This window comes from Paenibacillus sp. BK033, assembly GCF_004345425.1.
Lineage (GTDB): Bacteria > Bacillota > Bacilli > Paenibacillales > Paenibacillaceae > Pristimantibacillus.
In genome coordinates, this window is record NZ_SLVP01000008.1 from 144232 (window position 1) to 166347 (window position 22116).

The window sequence follows — 22116 nt, forward strand, 5'->3', positions numbered from 1 at the left end:
GGTGTGCATCTATTGGTTCGTGCGAATAACGGCTATCAGCCTAAGGTGCTGATTTTGTATGCTTCGTATGGGGAAGGCCATTTACAGGCCGCCAAAGCGATCCGCGACGCGCTGGAAGAGGCGGGCAACAACCGGACCGTCATGGTTGATCTGATGGCCGAGTCTCATCCTTGGCTGAACGAGATGACAAGACGGGTGTATTTGAAAAGCTATACGCATATCCCTCATTTGTACGGCTGGGTCTACGATGTTACGAGGCCCATGAAGCATAACTCCCTGTTCGGCGGCTTCCTTCACTCCTTTGGCCGCGACAAGATGAAGAAGCTGCTGCAAAAAGAACAGCCCGACGCGGTGATACATACCTTTCCTTTCTTCGCGCTGCCTGCCCTTCACCGCGGCCGGCTCAGCAAGACGATCCATCCCGGAGCTTCCATCCCAACCTACACGGTTATTACCGACTTCGATCTGCACCGCCGCTGGGTACATCCCGGTATCGGCCGTTATTTCGTGGCTACCGACGATCTGAAACAGGAGTTAGGCTCGCTTGGCATCCATCCCGGACGCGTATCCGTCACCGGCATACCGCTTGGACGCGGCTTTCAGAGCAGCCCGACTCCTTCGTTTGAGCTCTTCGAAAAATATGGGCTTCACCCAAGGCAGCCCGTCATTCTTCTTATGCCTGGCGCGCAAGGCGTCATGCCGGACTGCGACGAGCTGTGCCGTCTTCTCCTGGAACAACATCCTCATGCGCAAATTGCGCTTGTCTGCGGGCGTAACCGCCTGCTGAAATCTTCGATAGCAGACCAATTCAGGAATCACCCTTCGGCGGACCGCCTTCATCTGTTCGGCTTCGTGGATCAGGTTCATGAGCTGATGTCTCTGGCAACCTGTCTCGTATCCAAACCGGGCGGCGTCACGCTTGCGGAAGCGATATGGGCGGGCCTGCCGCTATTCCTCTACAGGCCGGTTCCGGGCCAGGAGAAAAAGAACGCCCGTTATCTGCAATCCAAAGGAGCGGCCGTCATCAGCCATAATCCCGAGAAACTAGCCGCAAGTATCATCAAGCTGATCAGCGATCCAGAAAAGCTGCAGCACAGCAGAACGGCCGTGCAGCGCCTCCAGACGGAGGATGCGGCAGCGGACAGCATTGCCCATCATATTTTGCGGGAATGCGGTTGGAATCAAAAATTTGGTCAACGCTATAGTTAAGGGTAAAATCGTAAAGGAGCCTGGCCGCTCGTGAAAAATATGGGCATGAGGTTCGGAGCGGAGATGCGGCTCATCTCCGCGATCTTGTTTTTGGTGGAATTCGTACGGGGCGCGGTGCTGATCAGCCTGCTCCCCATTTACGGAACGAAGGTCCTCGGGTTATCTCTGGATATCATCGGCATCGCGATTACGGCGCATTATTTGACGGATACGCTGCTCAAGATGGTCATCGGTTATCTGCTCGACCGGTTCTCGATCCGGTTTGTCGTGCGGACAGGCCTGTTGATCTCGCTCGCTGGCGTGTTTCTGATTCAGTTCGCCCATATTGCCTGGCTGTTCATAGCGGCCGCTGCTCTTTACGGCATCGGCATGTCGCCGATCTGGATCGTTTGTCTGACGAAGGTATCGGACGATAAACGGGCGAGCCAAATGGGTTTTCTCTACACCGTCTGGCTTACGGGACTTGGCGCCGGTCCGATTGTTTGCAATATTCTGCTCGATTATTACGTGAGCGGAACTTACTTCCTTCTGTTGATCCTCTCGATCTTAGCCGCGTTCCTGGCTTTCTTCATGAATAGCGCAAAGGCCGGCGGACAGCAGATTCAGGCGATTCCGTTAAAACGGCAACTTGTTGCCTTAACGGAACGTATAAAAGCTATGCGCATGCTTCTGCCGGGCATGATTCTGCAGACGGCAGGCGCCAGCATGCTTGTCCCCGTCCTTCCGGGCTTCGCGGAAAGCGAGCTTGGCCTTGCAGGCGCTCAATATTCCCTGCTGCTTACAGCAGGCGGCGTATGCGCGGCAGCCGGTCTTATTCCGATGGGGCGGCTGTCGGACAAGCTTGGCGGCAAGAAGTGGTTTCTGATTATCGGCTTTGCCGTTTTCGCTGCCGGGCTCTATTTGTTGGCATGGCGGCTTCCGTTTTGGTATTGTTTAGTTATTGTAATGATTCTTGGTCTATCTTATGCGGCTATTCTGCCGGCTTGGAATGCTTTGCTCGCGGCTTACGTGCCGCCCAAGCAGGAAGGCTTGGGCTGGGGACTGCTGTCGACCGTTGAAGGTCTCGGCGGCATGATCGGACCGCTGGCCGGAGGAATACTCGCTGCAAGCTTTGGCTCTCCCACGGTGATCTGGGTAAGCGCCATGCTGTTTGGACTCATTGCCCTGCTCTATGTGCTGATTCCGGCAACGAAAATGAACGGCAAATGAAATAGAACGAAATATTTTCCCGATTGGGGTTAAGTGGGGTAGGTAACAGCCATGCATGTGATGGAGAGCATGAATAATTTGTACGTCCAAATGAAAAATCTGGACCTTGAGCATTTGCAGCGAACGTTGGAGAGTTACTCGCAGTTTGGTATTTTGCCCGGCATTCTGCTGCCGCTTCTCGAATCGTTCCTGCCTTTCCTTCCTTTAATCGTTATTGTTGCGGCTAACGCGAATATTTTCGGGCTGTGGCTTGGCTTTCTGCTCTCCTGGCTTGGGGTCTCCGTCGGAGCGATCTGCGTGTTCCTGATCAGCCGCAAGCTTGGGAAGAACGTCAAGTCGAAAATCGAACGCAGGTTTCCCAAAACCGAACGGTTCTTCAGATGGGTGGATCAAAAGGGCTTTACGCCGCTTTTTCTGTTGGCCTGCTTTCCGTTCTCCCCGTCGTCCATCATTAATATCGTTTCGGGCTTCAGCAAAATCTCGCTGCGCACCTTTGTTCTTGCGACCGTGCTGGGAAAAGGGGTCATGATTCTAAGCATCTCGCTGATCAGCTTCAATATCGGCAGCTTCCGCGAGGAGCCTTGGCGCATCTTCGTCACCTGTGCCGTCATTATCGTCATGTGGTTCGGCGGCAAAAAAATCGAATCCCGCTATCACGTGAATTAAGCAGTAATTTGTTCCTCTTGGCCTTGACGACTCATACATAGCCTCCTTTCGTGGCACACTTCTAAAGGATTAACAGCCGAAAGGAGGATGGCAGCATGTCAGGTGAATGGCCGTCCCATAAACAAGTCGAAGCCAGCAAAGCGCAATCATTAGCCGATCGTACCGGCAAAGGCAAACAGCAAGCTAGTCAGAAGCAATCCGAAGCCGATGCGGCAGCGGTACCGAAGCACGGATTATAAGCTAAGGGAAGGACGAGTGAGTGGGCCATGAGCGAACAGCATAATGAAATGGATCCGATGTCTGGCGAGCATGTCGAGGTGTCGGGTGTTTATAAAAACGAAATCGGCCGCGTGGAAAAGCTGGAGCGCGGCGATGTATTCCCAGCCGATCCGCAGAACGGCAATACCGAGTGGGAGCTTGTCGAGCTTGACTTCGACAATCACCACGAGGGCCGTACCGATCCGCGTCTGATTGCAAAAGACGATGACGACGATCCGGAAGCGCATATGCAGCATCCGCGGCGCCACAAGGGGAGCAATAAGACGGATTCTTAGCCTGCGATTGCTGGCTGCTGGCTGATTTGGCCGCTTGGGATCGGCGGTGACGGGAATGTAGCTCCTTCGGCTGCGGTTGTACACACTTTGCTTGAACATCAAGGCAAGAAATGCTCCGCTCCTCGGGAGACACATTCCCTGTCCCCCAAAAACGCACAAACGCCCCCTCATTTTTGGATGAGGGGGCGTTTGTGGTCGGCTGCTCAGCTGGCCGACCTCAGGTCTGGAGGGAGGTGGCAGCTAGGCTGCCTTTTCAAGCGCTTAGCGATGTGGCACATCGTTAAGCTAGCTCGAAACGCTACTTTTGGCCATCCACGGGCTATTTTTGCATCCCTTAACGATGTCGCGCATCGTTAAGGTGGCAGCTAGGCTCCCTTTTCGAGCGCTTAGCGATGTGGCACATCATTAAGTTAGCTCGAAACGCTACCTTTGGAATTCACGGGCTATTTTTGCATTCCTTAACGATGTCGCGCATCGTTAAGGTGGTAGCTAGGCTGCCTTCTCGAACGCTTAGAGATGTCGCACATCGTTAAGCTCTGAAATGTGCATCACACTATCCACCCACCGCCTCGCACCAGTCAGACCATCCGTTCACCGGCTGCAGCACGGTTTTTCCGTCTTATTAAGCTGCTTTAACCCCGTACTCGAACGGCCGCACCTCTGTAACTCGGTTTTTTCCTCTTATTTCGCGACTCGCACCGGCTAGAACATCCGTCTTATGACGCTCAACGAGCTGCTACTACTCCCGAACCGCGGCGGCGTCGGCTTTCTCCGCGCTGCGGCGCTCTTCGGCTTCACCGTGGGGGCGCTGGATGTGATCGACGAGCTTCTCCAGGCGGCGTAAATGGTAGGCGTATTCGAACAACGCCGAGGCGACGAAGATCAGCCGCTTATGCTCGTCCGGGTCCTCGCGGACGTAGTCGGTGAGCTCGGCAACAAGGCGCGCCTCCCGCTCCTCGCCCGGCTCCATCGACATGTTAGGCTTCATCTTGTTCTCGATCTTCAGCACGATCGATTCGTGATACTTCGTCAAATCTTCGATTTGACGATCGAAGCGCATAGCCCAGTCGCCTGCCTTCGGCGTGGAGAAATAATGCTCCTCGACGACTTCGAGCAAATCCGATCCCTTCTGCAGCGCCTTGATCATCTGCTTGGAAACCAAGAGCTGGCGGGCGTGGCTGATTTTCGTACGGGCCAGTATTTTCCGCTCTTCCTCGAACAGGTTGTAGCGGTCCTCAAGCTTGCGCAGCGTCTTGTGCAGCTTCTCTTTCTCCTTGCGGTACACCTGCTCCTTCATCTCGTTTGAGATTGCCGTCCGCAGCAGCAGCGACATCTGCGAGAAAGCGTGGTGCACCTGCTCGGTGAACTGCTTTCTTGGCCTCGGCGGGAATACCAGCACATTCACGGTAAACGCTGCCCCCATCCCCGCTAATACCATCAGAAACCGCTCAAGCGCCATCGTAGTTACCTGACCGTGCGCTTCCATAATCGCGACAACCGTCACCAACGTAACGCCGATGGTTGTCTCCATTTTCAACCGGATGCTGACCAGAATAACCAAGATACATACAAGTCCTACCGCAATCGGCGTTTGCCCGAACAGCTTCATTGCGGCCAGTGCCATCGCAGCCCCAAGCAGATTCGTCTGGAACTGATCCAGCACCTGCTGCCAAGAGCGGTAAATGGACGGCTGGATCGTCAGAATCGCTGCGACCGTTGTAATCAACGGAGACGCAAAACCAAACAATCCGCTCAGGTATATGGCAAGTGCGACTGCCATGCCTGTCTTGAGCACCCGCGCTCCAATCGTCATACCAACTTCTCCTTCGTGAGCGACAACTCGCCCTTCCTTGTCTTCCCTTTATTATGCCACAAACGCTAAAATAGCCAAGGTTTTCCCCTTATTAACCAATCAACGGGAAGCTGAATCAAACCAATCGGCGGATATCTCCGGCCGCGATTCGCCTCCCCATCCCCGACTCGCGCAAAAAAAAAGCCCGAGATGCCCAAAAGGAAGCATCTCGGACTCGTCCCGGGCGCCCGACCTAGCCAAGCAGCTAGATCGTTCTGGCGATCAATTCGGACAGCTGGCGGGCAATAACGGTAGGTCCCGCCTGCAGCTGTTCCTCGGTAAATCTGCAGCGTACAAACGTTTCATCCAGGTCAAACGCTTCCGCAAACATTCCGCCCAGCCCCCGTGCCCGGCGATCCACCTGAAGCAGCAGCTCCAGCTCGCGGTCGGACGAATAGAACATAATCTCGAGCTCATCGAGCTGACCCCGGAACTGGCCGGTTGGCACAAATTCAAATTCCTGCACAAACGGCATTCCGCCGCCGTGCCGCGGGGCATATTCGCATTCCGCCTGACGCAGCCGGAAGCCAAGCAGATCCAGCGCATGGAACACCGTGTTAATGGCGCTGGTAGGCAGAACATCGATACGGTCGTTATCTCCCGGGTCCACCCCGCCGCGTACCTCCAGCTCGGTTTTCACCCATACCGGCGCTCTGCCGATGGTAAGCGGCGTTTGATACGGCAAGCGGAAGCTGAAAGGCACTTCCTTTGTCTCGCCGGCCTCCAGCGTAAACGGAGCACTCACATGAAAGCGTCCGATTTCTCCGTGCTGCCGGAATTTATTGTCGTTGCTCTCGCGGATGTATTCGGTCATTACCGACATTTGGATGGTATCTATGTTTTGCGGAGCATTTCCCCCTCGAATATTGACTACACCCCGTACCTCTTCGCCAGGCACGTATTGTGACTTTTCAAGAAGCGTATCGATTTTGGCGGAACCAATTCCAATACTGGCCAATAAACGGTTAAACATGTCATCCATCCCTTCATTTTTATCATTGGATTAAAATATTGCTTAAGCCTATTACGGCGCACCGGTTAGAGAAGTTGCATTTTTCCGGAAGGATTTGGCCCTCTTGGACCTTGGCACTTTCTATCGGAAGCAAGATCGACTAATATAGTAGAGTAGATTACATAGAGTTTGGTTATAGTAGGAAGTAGAATGCTTCTCTGCGCAAGAACCGGCTCGATTGTCAATGTAGGAGGAATTTTATTTATGAGAAAAATCATTCAAGAGTTCAAGGAATTCGCCATTAAGGGGAATGTAATCGATCTTGCAGTCGGTGTAATTATCGGCGGCGCCTTCGGCAAAATCGTTACCTCTCTCGTTAACGATATTATTATGCCTCCCATCGGGCGTATGCTCGGCGGCGCGGATTTCAAGGACTTATTCATTAACTTGGGCTCGGACAAGCCTTTGCCGGAAGGCGTTGCGATGCACGACATCCATACCCTTACGGATGCGACCAAATACGGCGTAGCCGTTATCGCGTACGGCCAGTTTATCAACGTATTGCTGGACTTCTTCATCGTTGCCTTATGTATCTTTATGCTCGTTAAAGGGATTAATATTCTACGCCGCATTAAACCGGAGGAAGCTCCCGCACCAGCTGAGCCGACGGAAAAAGAATGCCCGTACTGCTTGTCCCAAATTCCGGTCAAAGCTACGCGCTGCAAGCATTGCACTTCCGTGCTGGAAGAAGGAACGGCAGCCGGCAGCTAGAACTCGGTAAAAAAAGTGGAGGTTCCGATGGCAGAAGAACGCTTCGATATTTACGACGAACAGCTTAACCCCCTTGGCACCGCAAGCCGTACCGAGACTCATGCGCTGGGCTATTGGCACCGATCCTTTCATTGCTGGCTGACGCGCCGAGAGGAGAACCGCCGCTTCGTGCGGTTCCAGCTTCGGCAAGCCGGGAAGGATACCTATCCCGGCTTTTACGATATTACCGCAGCCGGTCACCTCTCTGCTGGCGAGACCATGCAGGATGCGGTCCGCGAAATCGAAGAGGAGCTTGGCGTAGCCGTCCGTTTCGAGGATCTCATTCCGCTCGGCGAAGCACGCAAGGAAATGTTTGGCGACGTAAAAGGCGTGCCTTTTATCGACCGCGAAGTCAGCGACGTTTTTGCGCTTGTATGCCCCGTTCCGCTTGATGCCTTAAAGCTGCAAGCTGAAGAAGTGGCGGCTGTATACGAGGCTGACGTCGAACAAATGATTGCGCTGTTCGAGAGCGAGCTGCCGGAGCTTGTATGCCAGGGCGTTGAGATAACGGCCGATGGTGTCCTATCCAAGGCGACGAGAGCCGTCCGAGCTGCTGAATTCGTGCCTCGGGAACCGAGCTACTACGCATCGATAATGCGGGCTTTGCGCGATTGTACGTAACCGATACGCCGCTTGGGAATCCTGGCTTGCGGACACTGCTGTCATAGCTGTCAGAGCGAACTCCCCAGGCCGCTTCCCAGTTCCGGTACCATTGATCAACCATGCCATGGATGTTGTAGAACAAGGTCTGCCTTGTGCAGAGGTCAAAGTTATCGATCTCCGGGTTGTTATACAATTGCGCAGCGGTGGCATGGATACAGCCGTGAACACCGCTGTACTCTATAAACCGGCCAAACTCGTCAAGCGAAGGAAATGATCGCGGATTGTAAAGAATGCGGTATAACGCCTGCTGATTCATGCATGGCGCCTGCAATATTCCAGGCGGCATTTCCGGCCAGCCGGCAACGACCCTTTTGTCGTAGCCCATACGGTCGAACCAGTTATACACCTTATTGATAAAATATCGGTGAAAACGCAAGAATTGCTCGCCAAACCCGACCGGAGGTATCGTGCCCGGCGTCACATGATGCTGATGATGCCATACTGTATGCTCCTCCATCCATTCCCGCGGGAAGTTTGGGATAATCGGCATTGTCATTCGCCTCCTGTAACATATCTGACATATCGTATGCGTAGGCCGATGAATGAGTGTAGAAATGCCCTGTCAGACAAAAAGGAATGGCCTGCTATGCCGCCGTTACGGTTCCAGGCTTCATGCAACGCGCTTTATTTGTATGACATAGGCTAAAGCCCCCTCATTACGCTCCATGGATTCATAGAATAAAGTACGATGCTAAAGCGTGGAGCGAAGGAAGTGGCGGTATGTCGTGGGAGGATATTACGAATCTCATTGACCCCCGGTTAATGATTGTTGTGGCAGCCTGCTGGGTAATCGGTTATATGCTGAAGCAGACACCGATTGTGCCGGATTGGACCATTGTGTATGCGGTAACGGCGGTAGCCATCCTCTGTTCCTGTCTCATCTTAGGCTTTCATGTGGAAAGCGTACTGCAGGGTATTTTATGCGGAGCCTTCTCCGTGTACGGAAGCCAGCTGGTGAAGCAGACGTTTATAAAAAGAGGTAAGGGATAAAACCGCGGATGAATTGAATAAGGCACAGCTGTCCGAAGAGGACGGCTGTGCCTTTTGTATGTTAGTGCTGGATTACGCCGCAGGCAACGCGGCTGCCAGAATTGCCTGATGGGTCTGTCTTATAGTCATCCGCTTTTTCATGAATAACAAGCGCGGTGCCGGCCGCTGGAAGCAGCGAGTTTGGCGCCTCTGTGTCGAGCGTTACATTTTTCGAAATAATCTCGGCCTTCACAGTGCCGTCTTTGCCTACCGTAATATTCGGCAGATCGCCGTCGTGGAACCCTTGCGGATTATCAAAGCCATGCTGTTTGTTCTTCGGATTCAGGTGCGAGCCGGCCGATTCGAAGGACGGCGCCTCGCATTTTCCGACATTATGGAAGTGAATGCCGTGAACGCCTGGAGTAAGACCTTTAGCCTCCAGCTTCAGATGCACGCCGTCTTTTTCCTCCGTCAATACGACAGTCCCAATTTGATTACCTTTCGTATCGATAAAAGCGGCTTTCGCTTCCATCACATGACTGCGCGTGTGGTGGCCATGTCCTTGGCTTGCCATTGCTGCACTGGAAAATCCGCAGCTTGCGACGAGGAAGCCAAGCGAACACAGCATCATTGATTTGTTCATGTTATCCTCCTTGGGGCTTAATTTCCAAGTTAGCTTTTCCAGGCGGAGGATAAATATTCATTCGTTGCCTAAATATTTTGCTCTATAAATCTATATGTCAATTAATTTACGCGTTTCGACTAAGTCAGTCGTCCATACCTCTCTTTCAAATCCGAATAGTATAAAAGCAGACTCTCATATTTTGTTTGAGAGTCATTGAAGGGAGGAAAATATATGAGTTGTGGCTGTGGTGTTGGTTCTAATGGTGGGTTTGGTGGTGCTCCAAGCATTCTATTCCGTCTCTCTCCAGGAGTACGTGTAGACGTTGTATTTGACCACACGGGTCCACGTGGGATCGAGGCTACATTCCTTGGATTTGTAGGGAATTCTGCAACGTTTTTAGTCAATTGCGAAGTCTTGTACATTAATCCTCGTAGTATTCAAGCAATCTCGTTGCATTCATCTCGAAATTAAAGGAGAAGAATGTGATTCATTAGTAGATTAGCCTTGTTTTTTGTTAATAAAATCTAATATTTTGCATGAGAATCATTGAAGGAGGATAAATATATGAGTTGTGGTTGTGGTGGTGTCGGTTTTAATGAAGGGTTTGGTGGTGCTCCAAGCATTTTATTCCGTCTCTCTCCAGGAGTAAAGGTAGACGTTGTATTTGACCACACGGGTCCACGTGGGATTCAAGCCACATTCCTTGGATTTGAAAGGAATTCCGCACTGTTCTTGGTCGATGATGAAGTCTTGTTCATTAATCCTCGTAGTATTCAAGCAATCTCGTTGCATGCGCCTCGAAATCACAGAGAAGGATGTTAAGTCACTACCTTCTTGCGATTGCCTAATTAAGGCTACTATGATCCGTACTCTATTAATCTCACAAAATCCATTCATTCATTAGTAGATTAGCCTTGTCGTTTGCTAACCAACTCTCATATTCTGTATGAGAATCATTGAAGGGAGGAAAAAAATATGAGTTGCGGTTCTGGTTTTAATGGAGGGTTTGGTGGAGCTCCAAGCATTCTATTCCGTCTCTCTCCGGGGGTACGCGTAGACGTTGTATTTGACCACACGGGTCCACGTGGGATCAATGCGACATTCCTTGGATTTGAAGGGAATTCTGCACTGTTCTTGGTCGATAATGAAGTCTTGTTCATTAATCCTCGCAGTATTCAAGCAATCTCGCTGCATTCATCTCGACGTTAAAGAGAAGAATGCGAAGTCGAATCCATTCTGTCGGTGTCTATTTAGAGGGTACGGAATATAATCCGTACCCTTTTTATTGAGAATCCACGGGCATCAATACAGACCGCCATGAGACGGGCAGCCCTACCAAGGCATTACATTTTGGAATGGAGAGTAACACTAAATGAGTAAAGAAGATGAATTCGTAGACTTCCGTGACCAAATGAAGAAATTGAAGAATGAGAAAAAGCACAAAAGCTACAGTGATCAAGAAGATGTAAACGACGTGATAAAGCGTGTGAAGTCTGAAATGATGCCAGTTATTAAAGCGTTTGTCGATACTGATCGTACTTTGGAAATGCAATCGAATAGATCTCGAGCTATTTATATCTCGTATGCAAACTCAAGGCTCTATGGCCTATGGGTGTCGGCAACCAGTTTAGATAGCATCAACATCGAGGCTGTGTTTGACTCGGTTAAGACCCGAATATACTCAGGAAGTTTCATGGAAAAAGAGATTAGAACCGCAGTTAAAAATGCATTGTTAGATTGGTATCGTATAATTATCTGAATGTAAGGAATATATTGATTTGACAACTAAAAGGCCTTTCGCGAATTTCGCGAGAGGCCCCGTATTATGGAGCTACGCACGTCCGAATCTTTGCGCGGAATGCGTAGCCCTCCGTATGTCAATCCGTAACATTCAACATTGTCAAAACGTTGATTTAACGGACTTTTTAGTAAAATGGTGCTGATGAAGGGAATTGAACCCCCGGCCTACGCATTACGAGTGCGTTGCTCTACCCCTGAGCTACATCAGCGAGACATTATTTAGGATACGAATTTTTGCGGTAAAAGTCAACCGTATTATCATTCGACATTTTGCAGCCTTATTCGTTATTTCCCGAGGAATAATGCTTCATCATTTGTTCCAGCAACTGTCTTGCTTCGGTTACCGACGTCCACCTGCCGTCAAGCAATCCCCTCACGAAGCTCCTGATTTCCGGCTCAAGCGCAAGTTCCTCTTCCCAGCTCCGTTCCTCCTCGCCCTTCCGCGGCGTATATCCAGCATACAGCAGGAACAGAAAAAAATGTCCGAGCCCATATAAATCGCTGGCCTGCTCCGGCTGGCGCATACGGAACTTCACGGCTCCCCAGCTATCCGCGAAGCCGCTAGGCGGTCCGGCAGCGTCTCGTCCGTCAGGGTTCTCTTCACCAATCCTGCAGGCTAAGCCTAGGTCAATCAGATAAATCCCCTTTGCGTTTATCATAACATTCGGGATTCGCACATCCCGATGCACATAACCGGCTTCATGCAGATACTGCAGGGGAGATAACAAAGCCTCTATGATGCGCAGGGCTTCCAGCTGCGTGAACGTTCTTCCTTCAAGCAGAATAGCCTGTTCTGCCGTCATGCCTTCAACATAGGTCATAACAAGCGCCTCTTCCCGGCGGTGAACAGTCCAGTCCAACTGCTTCGGCATCTGCGGATGAACAAGCTTTTGAAGTATATCGCCTTCCCGCTCCAGCAATCTCCGGCCGGTATCGCGCTTGCTTGGTTTTGCCCGCTTCAGAAGAACGGTCTCGCCGCTCCGCAAATCCGTCGAGCGGTAGGCTTGACCGTAGCTGCCCATCCCCAGAAATTCCTCGATCCGGTATTTCCCGCCCCAGATCATCCCCTGCCTCAGAGGGTAGTCCACCCAATTATTTATCCATTGCTTCCACCAGATAGGAATCCCTCCTTGCCCTTTGCATACGGGATGAGAGTAGGTTTGGTTTCCGCGCGGAGCAGCGGAATAGGCGGCTTTTCATGAAACCAGAGTTTATCGGCCGCGTAGTATTTCATAAGTCCGGAATGTTTCAATTCCTTAACAAAGACTTAATTATAGGTAAGCTGCTGCTTGCGAAGCAAGAATCATCACGAACAATCCTTATTGGCCTGTTTGGGTGATAATTCTTTAAGGTTATGCTTTCGAAGCAAGAATCATCACGAACAGTCCTTATTGGCCTGTTTGGGTGATAATTCTTTAGGCTTATGCTTTCGAAGCAAGAATCATCACGAACAGTCCCTATTGGTCTGTTTGGGTGATAATTCTTTTTAGGAGGTCAATCATGCTTAAACACTTGTTGCAAAGATTCCTCGGCTCCGTCACAGGTAAACACTATAACAAACATGGGCACTACGGCCACAACGGCCATTACGGTCACCGCAGCCATAGCAGCAGCGATTACAAAAAAGGAAACTATTATCCGCCGCAGCAGCCCCCATACGGTCATAGCCATTACAAGAAGAAATATGGCAGCTACAGCAGCTAATTGTTAGAATATTGTTAGCAAACTAAACAATATCCTTATGACCTTTTTATAAGCGGCTAAAACGTTTCTAGTAAACTGGAAAAAAACGAGTGGAGGTGCGAATGGTATGATGAAAATCATTACCTTCAAAGACCGTTCGGTTCCCGTTTATTACGTTAACGAACAGGCGGCTTCCGTTGAACAACTTCATCATAAATTGCTTGAGATGGAATACAACTTCGATTTCCGCAAGAAGTGGAAACGCATATCGAAGGTCGAGGTTGTCCGCGATGTCGCCATTTTCCAATACAATGACGGGACGAAGCTGTATCTTGAAGTAAGCTAACAACGGCGATTAACCAATCCAATGACCCGGCAAATACGAAAGCCCTGAAAGATCCGCCAAACGCGAATCCTTCAGGGCTTTTAGATTTTACCTGGTTGATTATTTATGCCGTTTGCGGCGACTTCCGGATGATCGACATATCGAGCAAGTCCGGCTGCATCGGGGATCCCAGGAGGAAGCCCTGCACAAAGTCGCAGCTCCATTCCTTCAGCAGCTTGTATTGCTCCTCGTATTCGACGCCGCCCGCAATAACCTCAATCTCCAGCTTGTGCAGCAGCCCGATCATGGCTTCCACGATATGGCGCTCGACGCTCTGCACATCAATCTGGCGGATGAACGATTTGCTGATCTTTACGCTGTTGACCGGCAGCTGCTTGAGGTTCGCAAGCGAAGCATAGCCTTCTCCGAAGTTATCCAGCGTAATTCTGACGCCTAATGCGCGCAGCTGGCTGAGTACGGCTAATGTTTTGTCCGTGAAATGAAGAATAACATCCTCCTTCACCTCAAGCTCCAGGCAAGAAGGCTCGAGTCCCGCCTCCTCCAGCACATGGGCAACCATGCTGCAGAAGCTGTTGTCCATCAGCTGGACATGCGAAACATTAACCGCAATAACAAGCTCCTTCAGGCCATACTCCTGCATGCCCGCCAGCATCCTGCAGGCCTCGCGCAGCGCCCATTCGCCGATTGGCACGATCAGGCCGTTCTGCTCGGCGATCGGGATAAATTCCGCCGGCCAAATCGCCCCAAGCTCCGGCTGATTCCATCGCAGAAGCGCTTCAAAGCCGCGTAGACGCCCGCCGTCCGTGCGGAAGATCGGCTGATAGCTCAGATGGAACTGACGCATGTAAAGGGCCGGACGCAGCAATGCTCCAACCTCCAGCCAGCGGTTCATCTGGGCCGTCTCTTCTTCACTGTAAAACGTAATCCGGTTGCCGCCCTGCTCCCGCGATTTGAAGAGCGCTGTCTCGGCATGCCCGAGCAGTCTCTCGCTTGTCCGTCCGTTCTGCGGGAACAGGCAGGTACCGATGCTTGCCGTCAAATTCAATTCCGCTCCCCCATAGGAAACCGGGTATTGCGCTGCATATTTCATCTCTTCCACCGCATTGGCACATTCCGCCTGCGAGTATCCGATTTCTCTAGCCATTAAAAAAGTATCGCCGCTGATCAAGGTAACAAAGGCCGTCTCAGCCCCTTGACTTAACCGTCCTCCGATACTTTCTAGTACCTGGTTGCCTGCCTCTAAGCCCTTGGCCTCATTCACACCATAGAAACGATCGATCTGAATCAATGCCACAACGAGCCGCTGTCCTGACGCCCGCGCGCGGCTCAAAGCCACCTCCAGCTGAGCATAAGCCTCCTGCCGTTCAGGTAAACTGGCTAACCCATGCACGATTGCTACACCATCCTTTTGTCATTACTGTTAATCCTATAGTCCCATATAAGTATTAGAAAAATTGCGGATTGTTCTTTAGAAGTATGTTAGGTATTTGCCAGCATTCGGACAAGTGGGTATAAAAAAGATCACCTTGCAGCGGAGGTGATCTTCAGGTCGCTTACCTTAATCATGTTCCTGACTGTGGTCGGTCGTATATTTGTAACCAAAGCCCCATACCGTACGGATTAAACGGGGCTCTTTCGGGTTTTGCTCGATTTTTTTGCGAAGATTCACGATATGCACATCAATGGCTCTATCCGTTACAAAAGAATCAAACCCTCTAATCGTATTAATCAGTTCTTCCCTGCTGAATACCTTGCCCGGATGGGATAAGAAGAGTTTCATCATCTCGAATTCTGAAAAGGTTGTCTCGATCAGCTTGCCTCTGACAAGAAGCATTCTGCGCTCGGCGTCCAGCTGAATCGGCGCGAGATCCATCGCTTCCGCTTCCGCCGCGCCAGCCGTCTCCGCTTCCGCCGCACTAAACTGGGAACGACGGATCAGGGCTTCCACTCTAGCCGTCATCTCATGCATGCTAAATGGCTTGCACATATAATCATCAGCTCCGGCCTTCAAGGCCTGAACGCGCTCGGAGACTTCGCTTTTCATCGACAAAATCATAATAGGCACATGCGATCGTTCACGAATAGAGGCGCAAACCCCCATACCATCCATATCAGGCAGGATCAGGTCAAGCAAAACAACATCAGGCGCAAACTCCTGAACGATCCGCAAGCCATCTTCACCCGTTCCCGCCTGCCTAACCGAATACCCTTCTTCCGACAAGTACATCGACAGCATATCCCTCATCATGACGTCATCTTCAATTACTAAAACTTTATACACCGGCGCCACCCCTTGGGGAAAGAAAGATTTCTGTCAAAAAATATAAATCTATCTCTAATATACAATACGATTGTAAGGGTTAACAATAAAATGTTAGAAGATTGTTAGGAGAAACTGTCGAAAGTTGAAATCGACGCCCGCTGCAGACCGGCTATCACGCGATCCAGCTCTTTTTTCAGCCATTCGGCCGGCGCCTTCCACTCCTCCTCCCCCTCCTCCTTCTTCAAAATCTCGTTCAGCCTTGCCGCCGCCTGCACCACGTCATTGGCCGACAAGTAGCTGGCTGCCCCCATCAGCGTATGAATCATTCGTCTCGCGGCTGCGATCTGGCCATTGGTCAACTCCCCGGTCAGCTTGTCCGGGAAGCCTTCGTAATCCTTCAGGAAATGCACCAGCATATGTCGCAAAATAGAGACTTTGCCGCTGACTCTGGCCAGTGCGGTCTCAACCTGAATCCCGTCCAGCTCAGGCACCGATAAGCCGGAAACGCCCCATGCCTGCTGCTGCAGCACCGGAAACTTCTTATTGTTCAGCAGATTCATAATGACGATGTAGAGCTGATCCGGATCCAGAGGCTTCGTTACTACCCCGTTCATGCCAAGCTGCAAGTAATGCTCATGATCCGCGCGAAGGGAGTTTGCGGTTACCGCGATAATCGGCAGGTGCTCGTACCGGGGATCTTTGCGGATTAACGTCGTTGCTTCCATTCCGTCCATCTCCGGCATATGAATATCCATCAGGACAAGATCCCAGCTCCCCTGCTCCAGCTTCTCCAGAGCTTCCCGCCCGTTCTCCGCAAGGCCGACCTCGAAGCCCCGCTCCTTCAGCAATTCGATGGCTACCAGCTGGTTAATATGATTGTCCTCGGCAAGCAGAACCCGTATTTTTTCCCGAAGCTCCGCGGACACGGCCGCCTCCTGGGCAGCCATTGTCCATTCCTTGACCGGTACCGCCCTTTGATCCAGCGTTCCCGTTAAAGCATGGAATAAGGCCAGACGGGTAACCGGCTTGGTCAGAATCGCGTAAGGACGGCCGGAATCCGGCATTTGCATAAGCTCGTCACGGCCGAAAGAGGTCGTAAGCGCAATCGTCTTCACTCCTGCGGCGGTAGCCTGCTTGTGGAATTCCAGCCAGGTCTCCGCTCCGTACATATCGGGCATTTCCATATCCAGCATAATCAGCTTCGGCATCGCTCCCGCGCCCATCCGGCGCAGCTTTTCCCTCGCGCTTCCCCAAGAGGAGAACGCTACCGGGGTCAAGCGGAACGATTCCGCAAGCCCGCACCAATGCAGCCGCATCTCGTCGCTGTCTTCCACGACCCAGATGCATTGGTCCTCCAGCTCCTTGCCGACATTCAGCTTCTCTTCCATGACGGAAGACAAGACGGGGAATGACAAGGCAAAGCTGAACCGGCTGCCTATGCCGGGCTCGCTGTCCACCTGGATTTTTCCGCCCATCATTTTGACGAGACCGTTCGCAATGACAAGTCCTAAGCCGGTACCTCCGTATTTGCGGGTGGTGGAACCGTCTGCTTGCGTGAACGGGGTAAACAATCTGTCGATTTGTTTTTTCGTCATGCCGATACCGGTGTCTTCCACGGTGAATTGCAGCTTTAACCCGTCAGGGCACTGCTCCAACACCTCAAGAGAAAGCTTCACATGACCGCGTTCCGTAAACTTAACGGCGTTCATGCATAGATTAAGCAAAATTTGCTCCACTCGCATCTGATCGCCCAGAAGTGTGGTCGGCAGCTGCTCCGGAACCTCCAAAATAAATTCGAACTGCTCCTTGCCGCCCATAAAGACGCTGAGCTGACCGGTCAACCGGCTGAGCATCTCCTGAGGCTGGAACGCTACCCGCTCCACCTCGACCTTGCCCGCTTCGATCTTCGAGAAATCGAGCAGATCGTTAATGATGCGAAGCAGCGATTCCGAGGAGTTGCCAAGCTTGTCCATATAATCCTTCTGCGAGGGGGACAAGCCGGTGCGGCGCATTAGCTGCGTCAGGCCGATAATGCCGTTAAGAGGCGTGCGGATCTCATGGCTGACCATCGCAAGGAACCGGCTTTTGGCCGCATTCGCCTGTTCGGCTTCCTGCGTCGCCTGAATCAGCTCCTCTTGCGTATGCTTTTGCTCGGTAATATCGCGGGCGATGCAGGAGAAATACAGCTCCCCTGTATTTCTGTATGGATGGGCTACGATAACAAGCGAGACGTTGACCTTGTCTCCGGCCTGAGTGAGAAGCTCGGCTTCCCCTTCCCAATAGCCAAATTTCTCGGCGATCCGGGAGCCTTTTATCAAATACAGGTACATGGACGGCTCCACGTAGCTCTTATAGTCCTTCGGCTTGTAATCCAGCGGCAGGCCAAGCATCCTCTTGCCGGCCTTGTTAATGTAGGCAACCTTCCCGTTATGGTCGATGGATGCGATCAGGTCTTTGGCCGAGCCGATAATGTCGAGCAGAAGGTTGCGGGATTTCTCCACTCTTACGTGCTCGGAGATATCATAAGCCATGCCAAGAACGCCGGTCAGGCGGCCCTGCTGGTCGCGCAGTCCGTTCGAGAAGTGGCGTACCGGAATTTTGGTCCCGTCCTTATGGACATACGTCCACTGCCGTTCATAGGAGAAGTCCACCTGGCGCAGCGTCCGGAAAACTTCGAGGCCCGGCTCGATGTGGACGCCAAGCTTCTGCGACAGAATCTCCGCTTCGCGCTCGATTTCATCCGGGTCCATGAACAAAAGAGGTGTCGCATGCCCCTTCAGTTCTTCCGTCGTATAGCCGATCAGCTTCTCCGCCGCCTGGTTCATATAACTGACGCGGTAATTTTCGTCCAGCAAAATAAAAGAGTATTCGTTCTGCTTGATAATCGCCTCGAGGCGTCCGAACATGTCCTTCAAATGCTCCATCATCCCGTTAACCGATTCCGCCAGCTTGCCTACCTCATCCCCGGGCTCCTGGGACAGATGCTCCACCTCGAATTGGCCGTCGGCCGCCTGCTTCGTGACGGATAAGATTCCTTTCAGCCGGTTAATAATCGTATTGAAATAGAGCGAGAAGAGAATGACGATCACCACTTCGGACAAAGCGATTGTGGCAAAGATCCGCCACAATACATTGGACACGCCTGTAGTGAGGCTCGCTTTCGGAATCTCGATCGCAGCATGCCAAGGTGCGGTGCTGTCTACGTCCATGTATAAAAGGATATGATCCATATTTCCGCGCTGGATATGGATTTGCCCGGACGGGTGAAGCAGCTTGTCGAGAGTTAGACCCGGCTGCCCGTTAAGCAGCCCCTGAATCGGCTTCACGCCTGCAGAGGTAGAGTAGGAATGGAACAAGACTACTCCCCGCTCGTTGTAGAGCCAATACTCCGAGCTTGGATCCTTATCCACAAGAAAATAGGGCGAAATCGATGACATCGGCATCGATGCGTATAAAACACCGTTAATCTTGTTTGTCTGATCATAGACCGGAATGACAATAAGGGATTGCTTCAGGCTCAGGCTATCGAAAGAGGGAAGGAACAGATCCGTAATTTGCGATTTCCCCTTCATCGCATCCCGAAAAAAAGCTTGCCCGCCCATATTGACCGGGTCTCCGTTCGTACGGATCGCCCGGCCGCTCGCATCAATATACCCAATCGCGTAATAGGTATAATCCGAGCGGTACAGCTCCTTCCTGAAATAATTCAGCCTCTCCGTATCGCTTCCGTAACGGACAATATCCGTGCGGCTCATCACGACTACCTCGGCCCGCCTGATCTGCAGCCAAGAGGCCAGATAATTGGCGCTGACGCTCAGCCGGCTGGCCACCCTTTCAGACGCGGTACTAATCATTTCCTGCTTAACGGACAGGTAATTAAATATTCCAGCCATGCCAAGCGGAATGAAGGTGATTAGGACGATGATGAGCAGGCCTTTTGTCCGCAATGATAGGTTGTTCAAGACGCGCGGTCCCCTTCCCGAGTAAATCTACATGTATTATATCGTCACGAGGGGGTGGAATCGATAGACGATTTGTCGGAAGGAGAGTGCAGCCAGAACCGTGGGCTCACTCCGGGAGATGTATCTCCCTCCACTCGTCTTCGATTCGTTGGGGAGGGCGCAAACCAACCGCCTCCGTTCCTTGGCGGGTTGCCTGCCTGCGGCAGGCCCGACAGACGGTGCGCACATATCAGCCTTGCGGCCTCCCTGTCGCAGCATGGAGGGGAGTCTAGTTCCTTTCTAATTCGCTCCCTTTTGCGCAGAACCATCCCCTTGATACGTTGTACGTTTTGCAGGATATATGAAGGGTTTGGGGGCGTAGAGGGAGATAGGATGCATGGAATGCAGGATATTCTATTGTATATGGGCAAAATGAGGGGAGATGAGGCAAATATGGTGTATTTCGTGCAGCGTATTCTAGGAGAAGAGGCATTTTGGGCAAATATAGTGTAAAGCGTGCAACGTAACCATGCAGGGCGGCGAGCAAATCAAGGGTATTCGTTTAATTGGGAGTGCCAGTTGAGGGCGATTTGTTCCATTTCGCTTACGAATGCTTTTTTGGCGGGGCTGTACTCGTTGGTGCGTTCGTATCGCTGGGCCAGCTGTTCTTTAAAGCGGCTGTATCTGGCAGCTTCCTCAGGGTGGGAGAGCAGATAATCGCGGAAGATGAGATGCCGTCCGATCTGGGGGCTATCGGATTGGTAGAAGTGGATATGGTGGGTGCGCTGCTCTCCGCCTTTGCGAAACAACCGCCTGCCGGAAATGCCCCAGTCTCCCGCTACGTCGTATCCGAGAGAATCCATCGTAGCATTGAATAGATCAATCCTGTTAATATCGTCAACGATTCCCATCATGTCGATAACGGGCTTGGCCTTCATCCCCGGAACAGCCGTGCTCCCGAAATGCTCGAATCGGATCTCCACTCCGCCAAAGATAGACTTTAGGCACTCCGCTTCCACCCGAAACATCATAGCCCAGTCTTCCTTGTATTCGCTCAATCTCACTTCCATGCTATCCCTCCTTCTTTTAAAAACAGGCTAACGAAACCACATATCGTTATTTACTATCTAACCGCCTCTTTTAACCCAAAATCGGTCATATAGCGTTACCAGGTTTCGTTAGATTTTAAAACTTTCGTTAGCGACACGCCGTATGTAAGAGGAGCAACCTATGTTGCAAAAAAAGGCTGCCGAGATTAATCGGCAGCCTTCTCTGTTTAAAAGTATATCGATGAGAGCCAGAGGAAATGTATCTCCTGTAGGAGCGAAGCGTTTGCCTTTGTCCGAACATGGCTTCTTTAAACCATTCAATCAAAGCCATGTGAGGACAACAGCAACCGGAAGGAGATACATTCCTCAGGCGACACGTCGATATCCCCAATTCCTACGCCAGGATGTTCTCGATCGCCTGCAGCTCGTCGCCCGAGAAATCGAGGCGGCTGAGCACGGCAACGTTGTCGTCGATTTGCTCGACGCGGCTTGCGCCGATCAGCGCGGAAGTTACGCGGCCGCCGCGAAGCACCCAAGCAAGCGCCATTTGCGCCAGCGATTGGCCGCGGCTTTGTGCGATTTCGTTCAAGGCGCGGACCTTAGCCAGCTTCTCTTCGGTGATGCTGTTCGAGTTCAGGAAGACGCTTGGTCCGCCAGCTCGGGAATCCGAAGGAATACCGTCCAGGTAACGGTTCGTCAGCAAGCCGCCGGCAAGCGGCGAGAATACGATCGACCCGATGCCTTCTTGATCAAGCACGTCCTGCAAGCCGTCTTCGATCCAACGGTTGAACATCGAATACGACGGCTGGTGAATCAGGCATGGCGTGCCAAGCTGCTTCAGGATTGCCGAAGCTTGAGCCGTCTGCTCCGCGCTGTAGTTGGACAAGCCGACATACAACGCTTTACCCGAACGCACGATATGGTCGAGCGCGGCCATGGTCTCTTCAAGCGGCGTTTCCGGATCCGGGCGGTGGTGGTAGAAAATATCCACATACTCGAGATCCATCCGTTTCAAGCTTTGATCGAGGCTCGACACCAGATATTTGCGGGAGCCCCAGTCGCCGTACGGACCTTCCCACATGTAATAGCCTGCTTTGGTGGAGATGATCATTTGATCGCGGTAAGCCGCCATATCCTGCTTCAGGACTTTGCCGAACGTCTCTTCAGCCGAGCCCGGTGGCGGTCCATAGTTGTTTGCCAGGTCGAAATGGGTAATCCCCAGATCAAAAGCGCGGTGGATCATCGCGCGTCCGTTCTCCAGACGGTCATTACCGCCGAAATTATGCCATAAGCCAAGCGAAACGGCAGGCAGCTTGAGGCCGCTTTTGCCTACGCGGAAATATTTCATGTCTTCATAACGGGACTTGTCTGCTACGTATGTCATATCTCTTATTCCTTCCCTTCCTTGAGTAAACCTCTTTATCGATGCCATTCGAAGATGCGAGGGCTCTTTTTGCGGTGAACAACTTTGTCTATGTAACTCCTCTATCATACACCCGCGGCTTATGGAAATAAACCCGGGCTA

General features: G+C 51.8%; 21 protein-coding genes and 1 tRNA gene. 12 read left to right on the forward strand and 10 right to left on the reverse strand.

The window, feature by feature from the left end:
- Positions 1 to 12: 12 nt before the first annotated feature.
- From EV294_RS23285 to EV294_RS23300, 5 genes are all read left to right on the forward strand, one after another.
- Entirely contained in the window at positions 13 to 1209 is a 1197-nt protein-coding gene (locus EV294_RS23285) for a diglucosyl diacylglycerol synthase (RefSeq protein ID WP_165930787.1), read from the forward strand.
- A gap of 39 nt (positions 1210 to 1248) precedes the next feature.
- The gene (locus EV294_RS23290; protein WP_165930793.1) at positions 1249 to 2418 is read left to right on the forward strand and encodes an MFS transporter; all 1170 of its coding nucleotides are present in this window, start codon (positions 1249 to 1251) and stop codon (positions 2416 to 2418) included.
- A 69-nt stretch (positions 2419 to 2487) separates the two neighbouring features.
- Positions 2488 to 3084 carry a TVP38/TMEM64 family protein gene (locus EV294_RS23295; RefSeq protein WP_243711767.1) on the forward strand — a complete coding sequence of 199 codons (597 nt, stop codon included), beginning with the start codon at positions 2488 to 2490 and terminating at the stop codon, positions 3082 to 3084.
- Positions 3085 to 3179: 95 nt separating this feature from the next.
- On the forward strand, positions 3180 to 3323 hold the full coding sequence (locus EV294_RS30425; RefSeq protein WP_165930788.1) for a hypothetical protein: 144 nt from the start codon (positions 3180 to 3182) through the stop codon (positions 3321 to 3323).
- 27 nt (positions 3324 to 3350) lie between these two features.
- Positions 3351 to 3638: a transposase gene (locus tag EV294_RS23300; protein ID WP_132311215.1), complete on the forward strand. Its 288-nt coding sequence runs from the start codon at positions 3351 to 3353 to the stop codon at positions 3636 to 3638.
- 739 nt (positions 3639 to 4377) lie between these two features.
- Here the strand turns inward: EV294_RS23300 and EV294_RS23305 are convergent.
- Both EV294_RS23305 and EV294_RS23310 read right to left on the reverse strand, forming a co-directional pair.
- Positions 4378 to 5451 carry an FUSC family protein gene (locus EV294_RS23305; protein WP_132311217.1) on the reverse strand — a complete coding sequence of 358 codons (1074 nt, stop codon included), beginning with the start codon at positions 5449 to 5451 and terminating at the stop codon, positions 4378 to 4380.
- Between the two features lie 244 nt (positions 5452 to 5695).
- Positions 5696 to 6463, reverse strand: coding sequence for a sporulation protein (locus EV294_RS23310; protein ID WP_243711768.1), 768 nt, complete (start codon positions 6461 to 6463; stop codon positions 5696 to 5698).
- Positions 6464 to 6706: 243 nt separating this feature from the next.
- Between EV294_RS23310 and mscL the strand changes: the two genes are divergently transcribed.
- The 3 genes from mscL (at position 6707) to EV294_RS23325 (ending at position 8905) form a co-directional block, all read left to right on the forward strand.
- Positions 6707 to 7213 (forward strand): large conductance mechanosensitive channel protein MscL, encoded by a 507-nt coding sequence (gene mscL, locus EV294_RS23315; RefSeq protein WP_132311221.1) that lies wholly within the window; start codon positions 6707 to 6709, stop codon positions 7211 to 7213.
- A 27-nt stretch (positions 7214 to 7240) separates the two neighbouring features.
- A complete protein-coding gene (locus EV294_RS23320; protein WP_132311223.1) occupies positions 7241 to 7873 on the forward strand; it encodes an NUDIX hydrolase in 633 nt (210 codons plus the stop codon).
- A 762-nt stretch (positions 7874 to 8635) separates the two neighbouring features.
- The gene (locus EV294_RS23325; RefSeq protein WP_132311225.1) at positions 8636 to 8905 is read left to right on the forward strand and encodes a phage holin family protein; all 270 of its coding nucleotides are present in this window, start codon (positions 8636 to 8638) and stop codon (positions 8903 to 8905) included.
- 61 nt (positions 8906 to 8966) lie between these two features.
- Here EV294_RS23325 and EV294_RS23330 read toward each other — a convergent pair whose 3' ends face one another.
- On the reverse strand, positions 8967 to 9527 hold the full coding sequence (locus tag EV294_RS23330) for a superoxide dismutase family protein (RefSeq protein WP_132311227.1): 561 nt from the start codon (positions 9525 to 9527) through the stop codon (positions 8967 to 8969).
- Positions 9528 to 10073: 546 nt separating this feature from the next.
- Here EV294_RS23330 and EV294_RS23335 point away from each other — a divergent pair.
- Entirely contained in the window at positions 10074 to 10331 is a 258-nt protein-coding gene (locus EV294_RS23335) for a hypothetical protein (protein ID WP_132311229.1), read from the forward strand.
- 550 nt (positions 10332 to 10881) lie between these two features.
- Entirely contained in the window at positions 10882 to 11268 is a 387-nt protein-coding gene (locus tag EV294_RS23340) for a hypothetical protein (RefSeq protein ID WP_132311231.1), read from the forward strand.
- A gap of 175 nt (positions 11269 to 11443) precedes the next feature.
- Here the strand turns inward: EV294_RS23340 and EV294_RS23345 are convergent.
- Together EV294_RS23345 and EV294_RS23350 are read right to left on the reverse strand one after the other, a co-directional pair.
- A tRNA-Thr gene (locus tag EV294_RS23345) sits at positions 11444 to 11518 on the reverse strand.
- 69 nt (positions 11519 to 11587) lie between these two features.
- Positions 11588 to 12397: a serine/threonine protein kinase gene (locus EV294_RS23350; protein ID WP_243711769.1), complete on the reverse strand. Its 810-nt coding sequence runs from the start codon at positions 12395 to 12397 to the stop codon at positions 11588 to 11590.
- 412 nt (positions 12398 to 12809) lie between these two features.
- Between EV294_RS23350 and EV294_RS23355 the strand changes: the two genes are divergently transcribed.
- Together EV294_RS23355 and EV294_RS23360 are read left to right on the forward strand one after the other, a co-directional pair.
- Complete coding sequence (locus EV294_RS23355) at positions 12810 to 13013, forward strand: hypothetical protein (protein WP_132311233.1); 204 nt, start codon at positions 12810 to 12812, stop codon at positions 13011 to 13013.
- A gap of 106 nt (positions 13014 to 13119) precedes the next feature.
- Positions 13120 to 13338: a hypothetical protein gene (locus EV294_RS23360; RefSeq protein ID WP_132311235.1), complete on the forward strand. Its 219-nt coding sequence runs from the start codon at positions 13120 to 13122 to the stop codon at positions 13336 to 13338.
- 103 nt (positions 13339 to 13441) lie between these two features.
- Here the strand turns inward: EV294_RS23360 and EV294_RS23365 are convergent, their stop codons facing one another.
- From EV294_RS23365 to mgrA, 5 genes are all read right to left on the reverse strand, one after another.
- Positions 13442 to 14728 (reverse strand): putative bifunctional diguanylate cyclase/phosphodiesterase, encoded by a 1287-nt coding sequence (locus tag EV294_RS23365; RefSeq protein ID WP_132311237.1) that lies wholly within the window; start codon positions 14726 to 14728, stop codon positions 13442 to 13444.
- Between the two features lie 168 nt (positions 14729 to 14896).
- Positions 14897 to 15619 carry a response regulator transcription factor gene (locus tag EV294_RS23370; protein WP_132311239.1) on the reverse strand — a complete coding sequence of 241 codons (723 nt, stop codon included), beginning with the start codon at positions 15617 to 15619 and terminating at the stop codon, positions 14897 to 14899.
- A gap of 104 nt (positions 15620 to 15723) precedes the next feature.
- On the reverse strand, positions 15724 to 19563 hold the full coding sequence (locus tag EV294_RS23375; protein WP_132311241.1) for a response regulator: 3840 nt from the start codon (positions 19561 to 19563) through the stop codon (positions 15724 to 15726).
- 527 nt (positions 19564 to 20090) lie between these two features.
- A complete protein-coding gene (locus tag EV294_RS23380) occupies positions 20091 to 20612 on the reverse strand; it encodes a GrpB family protein (RefSeq protein ID WP_132311243.1) in 522 nt (173 codons plus the stop codon).
- Positions 20613 to 20985: 373 nt separating this feature from the next.
- Complete coding sequence (mgrA, locus tag EV294_RS23385; RefSeq protein ID WP_132311245.1) at positions 20986 to 21975, reverse strand: L-glyceraldehyde 3-phosphate reductase; 990 nt, start codon at positions 21973 to 21975, stop codon at positions 20986 to 20988.
- Positions 21976 to 22116: the final 141 nt, after the last annotated feature.

Coding starts and splice junctions, on each gene's coding strand:
- EV294_RS23355 (WP_132311233.1), top strand. CDS start 12,810: ATGCTTAAACACTTGTTGCAAAGATTCCTCGGCTCCGTCACAGGTAAA.
- EV294_RS23295 (WP_243711767.1), top strand. CDS start 2,488: ATGAATAATTTGTACGTCCAAATGAAAAATCTGGACCTTGAGCATTTG.
- mgrA (WP_132311245.1), bottom strand. CDS start 21,975: ATGACATACGTAGCAGACAAGTCCCGTTATGAAGACATGAAATATTTC.
- EV294_RS23330 (WP_132311227.1), bottom strand. CDS start 9,527: ATGAACAAATCAATGATGCTGTGTTCGCTTGGCTTCCTCGTCGCAAGC.
- mscL (WP_132311221.1), top strand. CDS start 6,707: ATGAGAAAAATCATTCAAGAGTTCAAGGAATTCGCCATTAAGGGGAAT.
- EV294_RS23305 (WP_132311217.1), bottom strand. CDS start 5,451: ATGACGATTGGAGCGCGGGTGCTCAAGACAGGCATGGCAGTCGCACTT.
- EV294_RS23300 (WP_132311215.1), top strand. CDS start 3,351: ATGAGCGAACAGCATAATGAAATGGATCCGATGTCTGGCGAGCATGTC.
- EV294_RS23310 (WP_243711768.1), bottom strand. CDS start 6,463: ATGTTTAACCGTTTATTGGCCAGTATTGGAATTGGTTCCGCCAAAATC.
- EV294_RS23325 (WP_132311225.1), top strand. CDS start 8,636: ATGTCGTGGGAGGATATTACGAATCTCATTGACCCCCGGTTAATGATT.
- EV294_RS23380 (WP_132311243.1), bottom strand. CDS start 20,612: ATGGAAGTGAGATTGAGCGAATACAAGGAAGACTGGGCTATGATGTTT.
- EV294_RS23360 (WP_132311235.1), top strand. CDS start 13,120: ATGATGAAAATCATTACCTTCAAAGACCGTTCGGTTCCCGTTTATTAC.
- EV294_RS23335 (WP_132311229.1), top strand. CDS start 10,074: ATGAGTTGTGGTTGTGGTGGTGTCGGTTTTAATGAAGGGTTTGGTGGT.
- EV294_RS23290 (WP_165930793.1), top strand. CDS start 1,249: ATGGGCATGAGGTTCGGAGCGGAGATGCGGCTCATCTCCGCGATCTTG.
- EV294_RS23340 (WP_132311231.1), top strand. CDS start 10,882: ATGAGTAAAGAAGATGAATTCGTAGACTTCCGTGACCAAATGAAGAAA.
- EV294_RS23320 (WP_132311223.1), top strand. CDS start 7,241: ATGGCAGAAGAACGCTTCGATATTTACGACGAACAGCTTAACCCCCTT.
- EV294_RS30425 (WP_165930788.1), top strand. CDS start 3,180: ATGTCAGGTGAATGGCCGTCCCATAAACAAGTCGAAGCCAGCAAAGCG.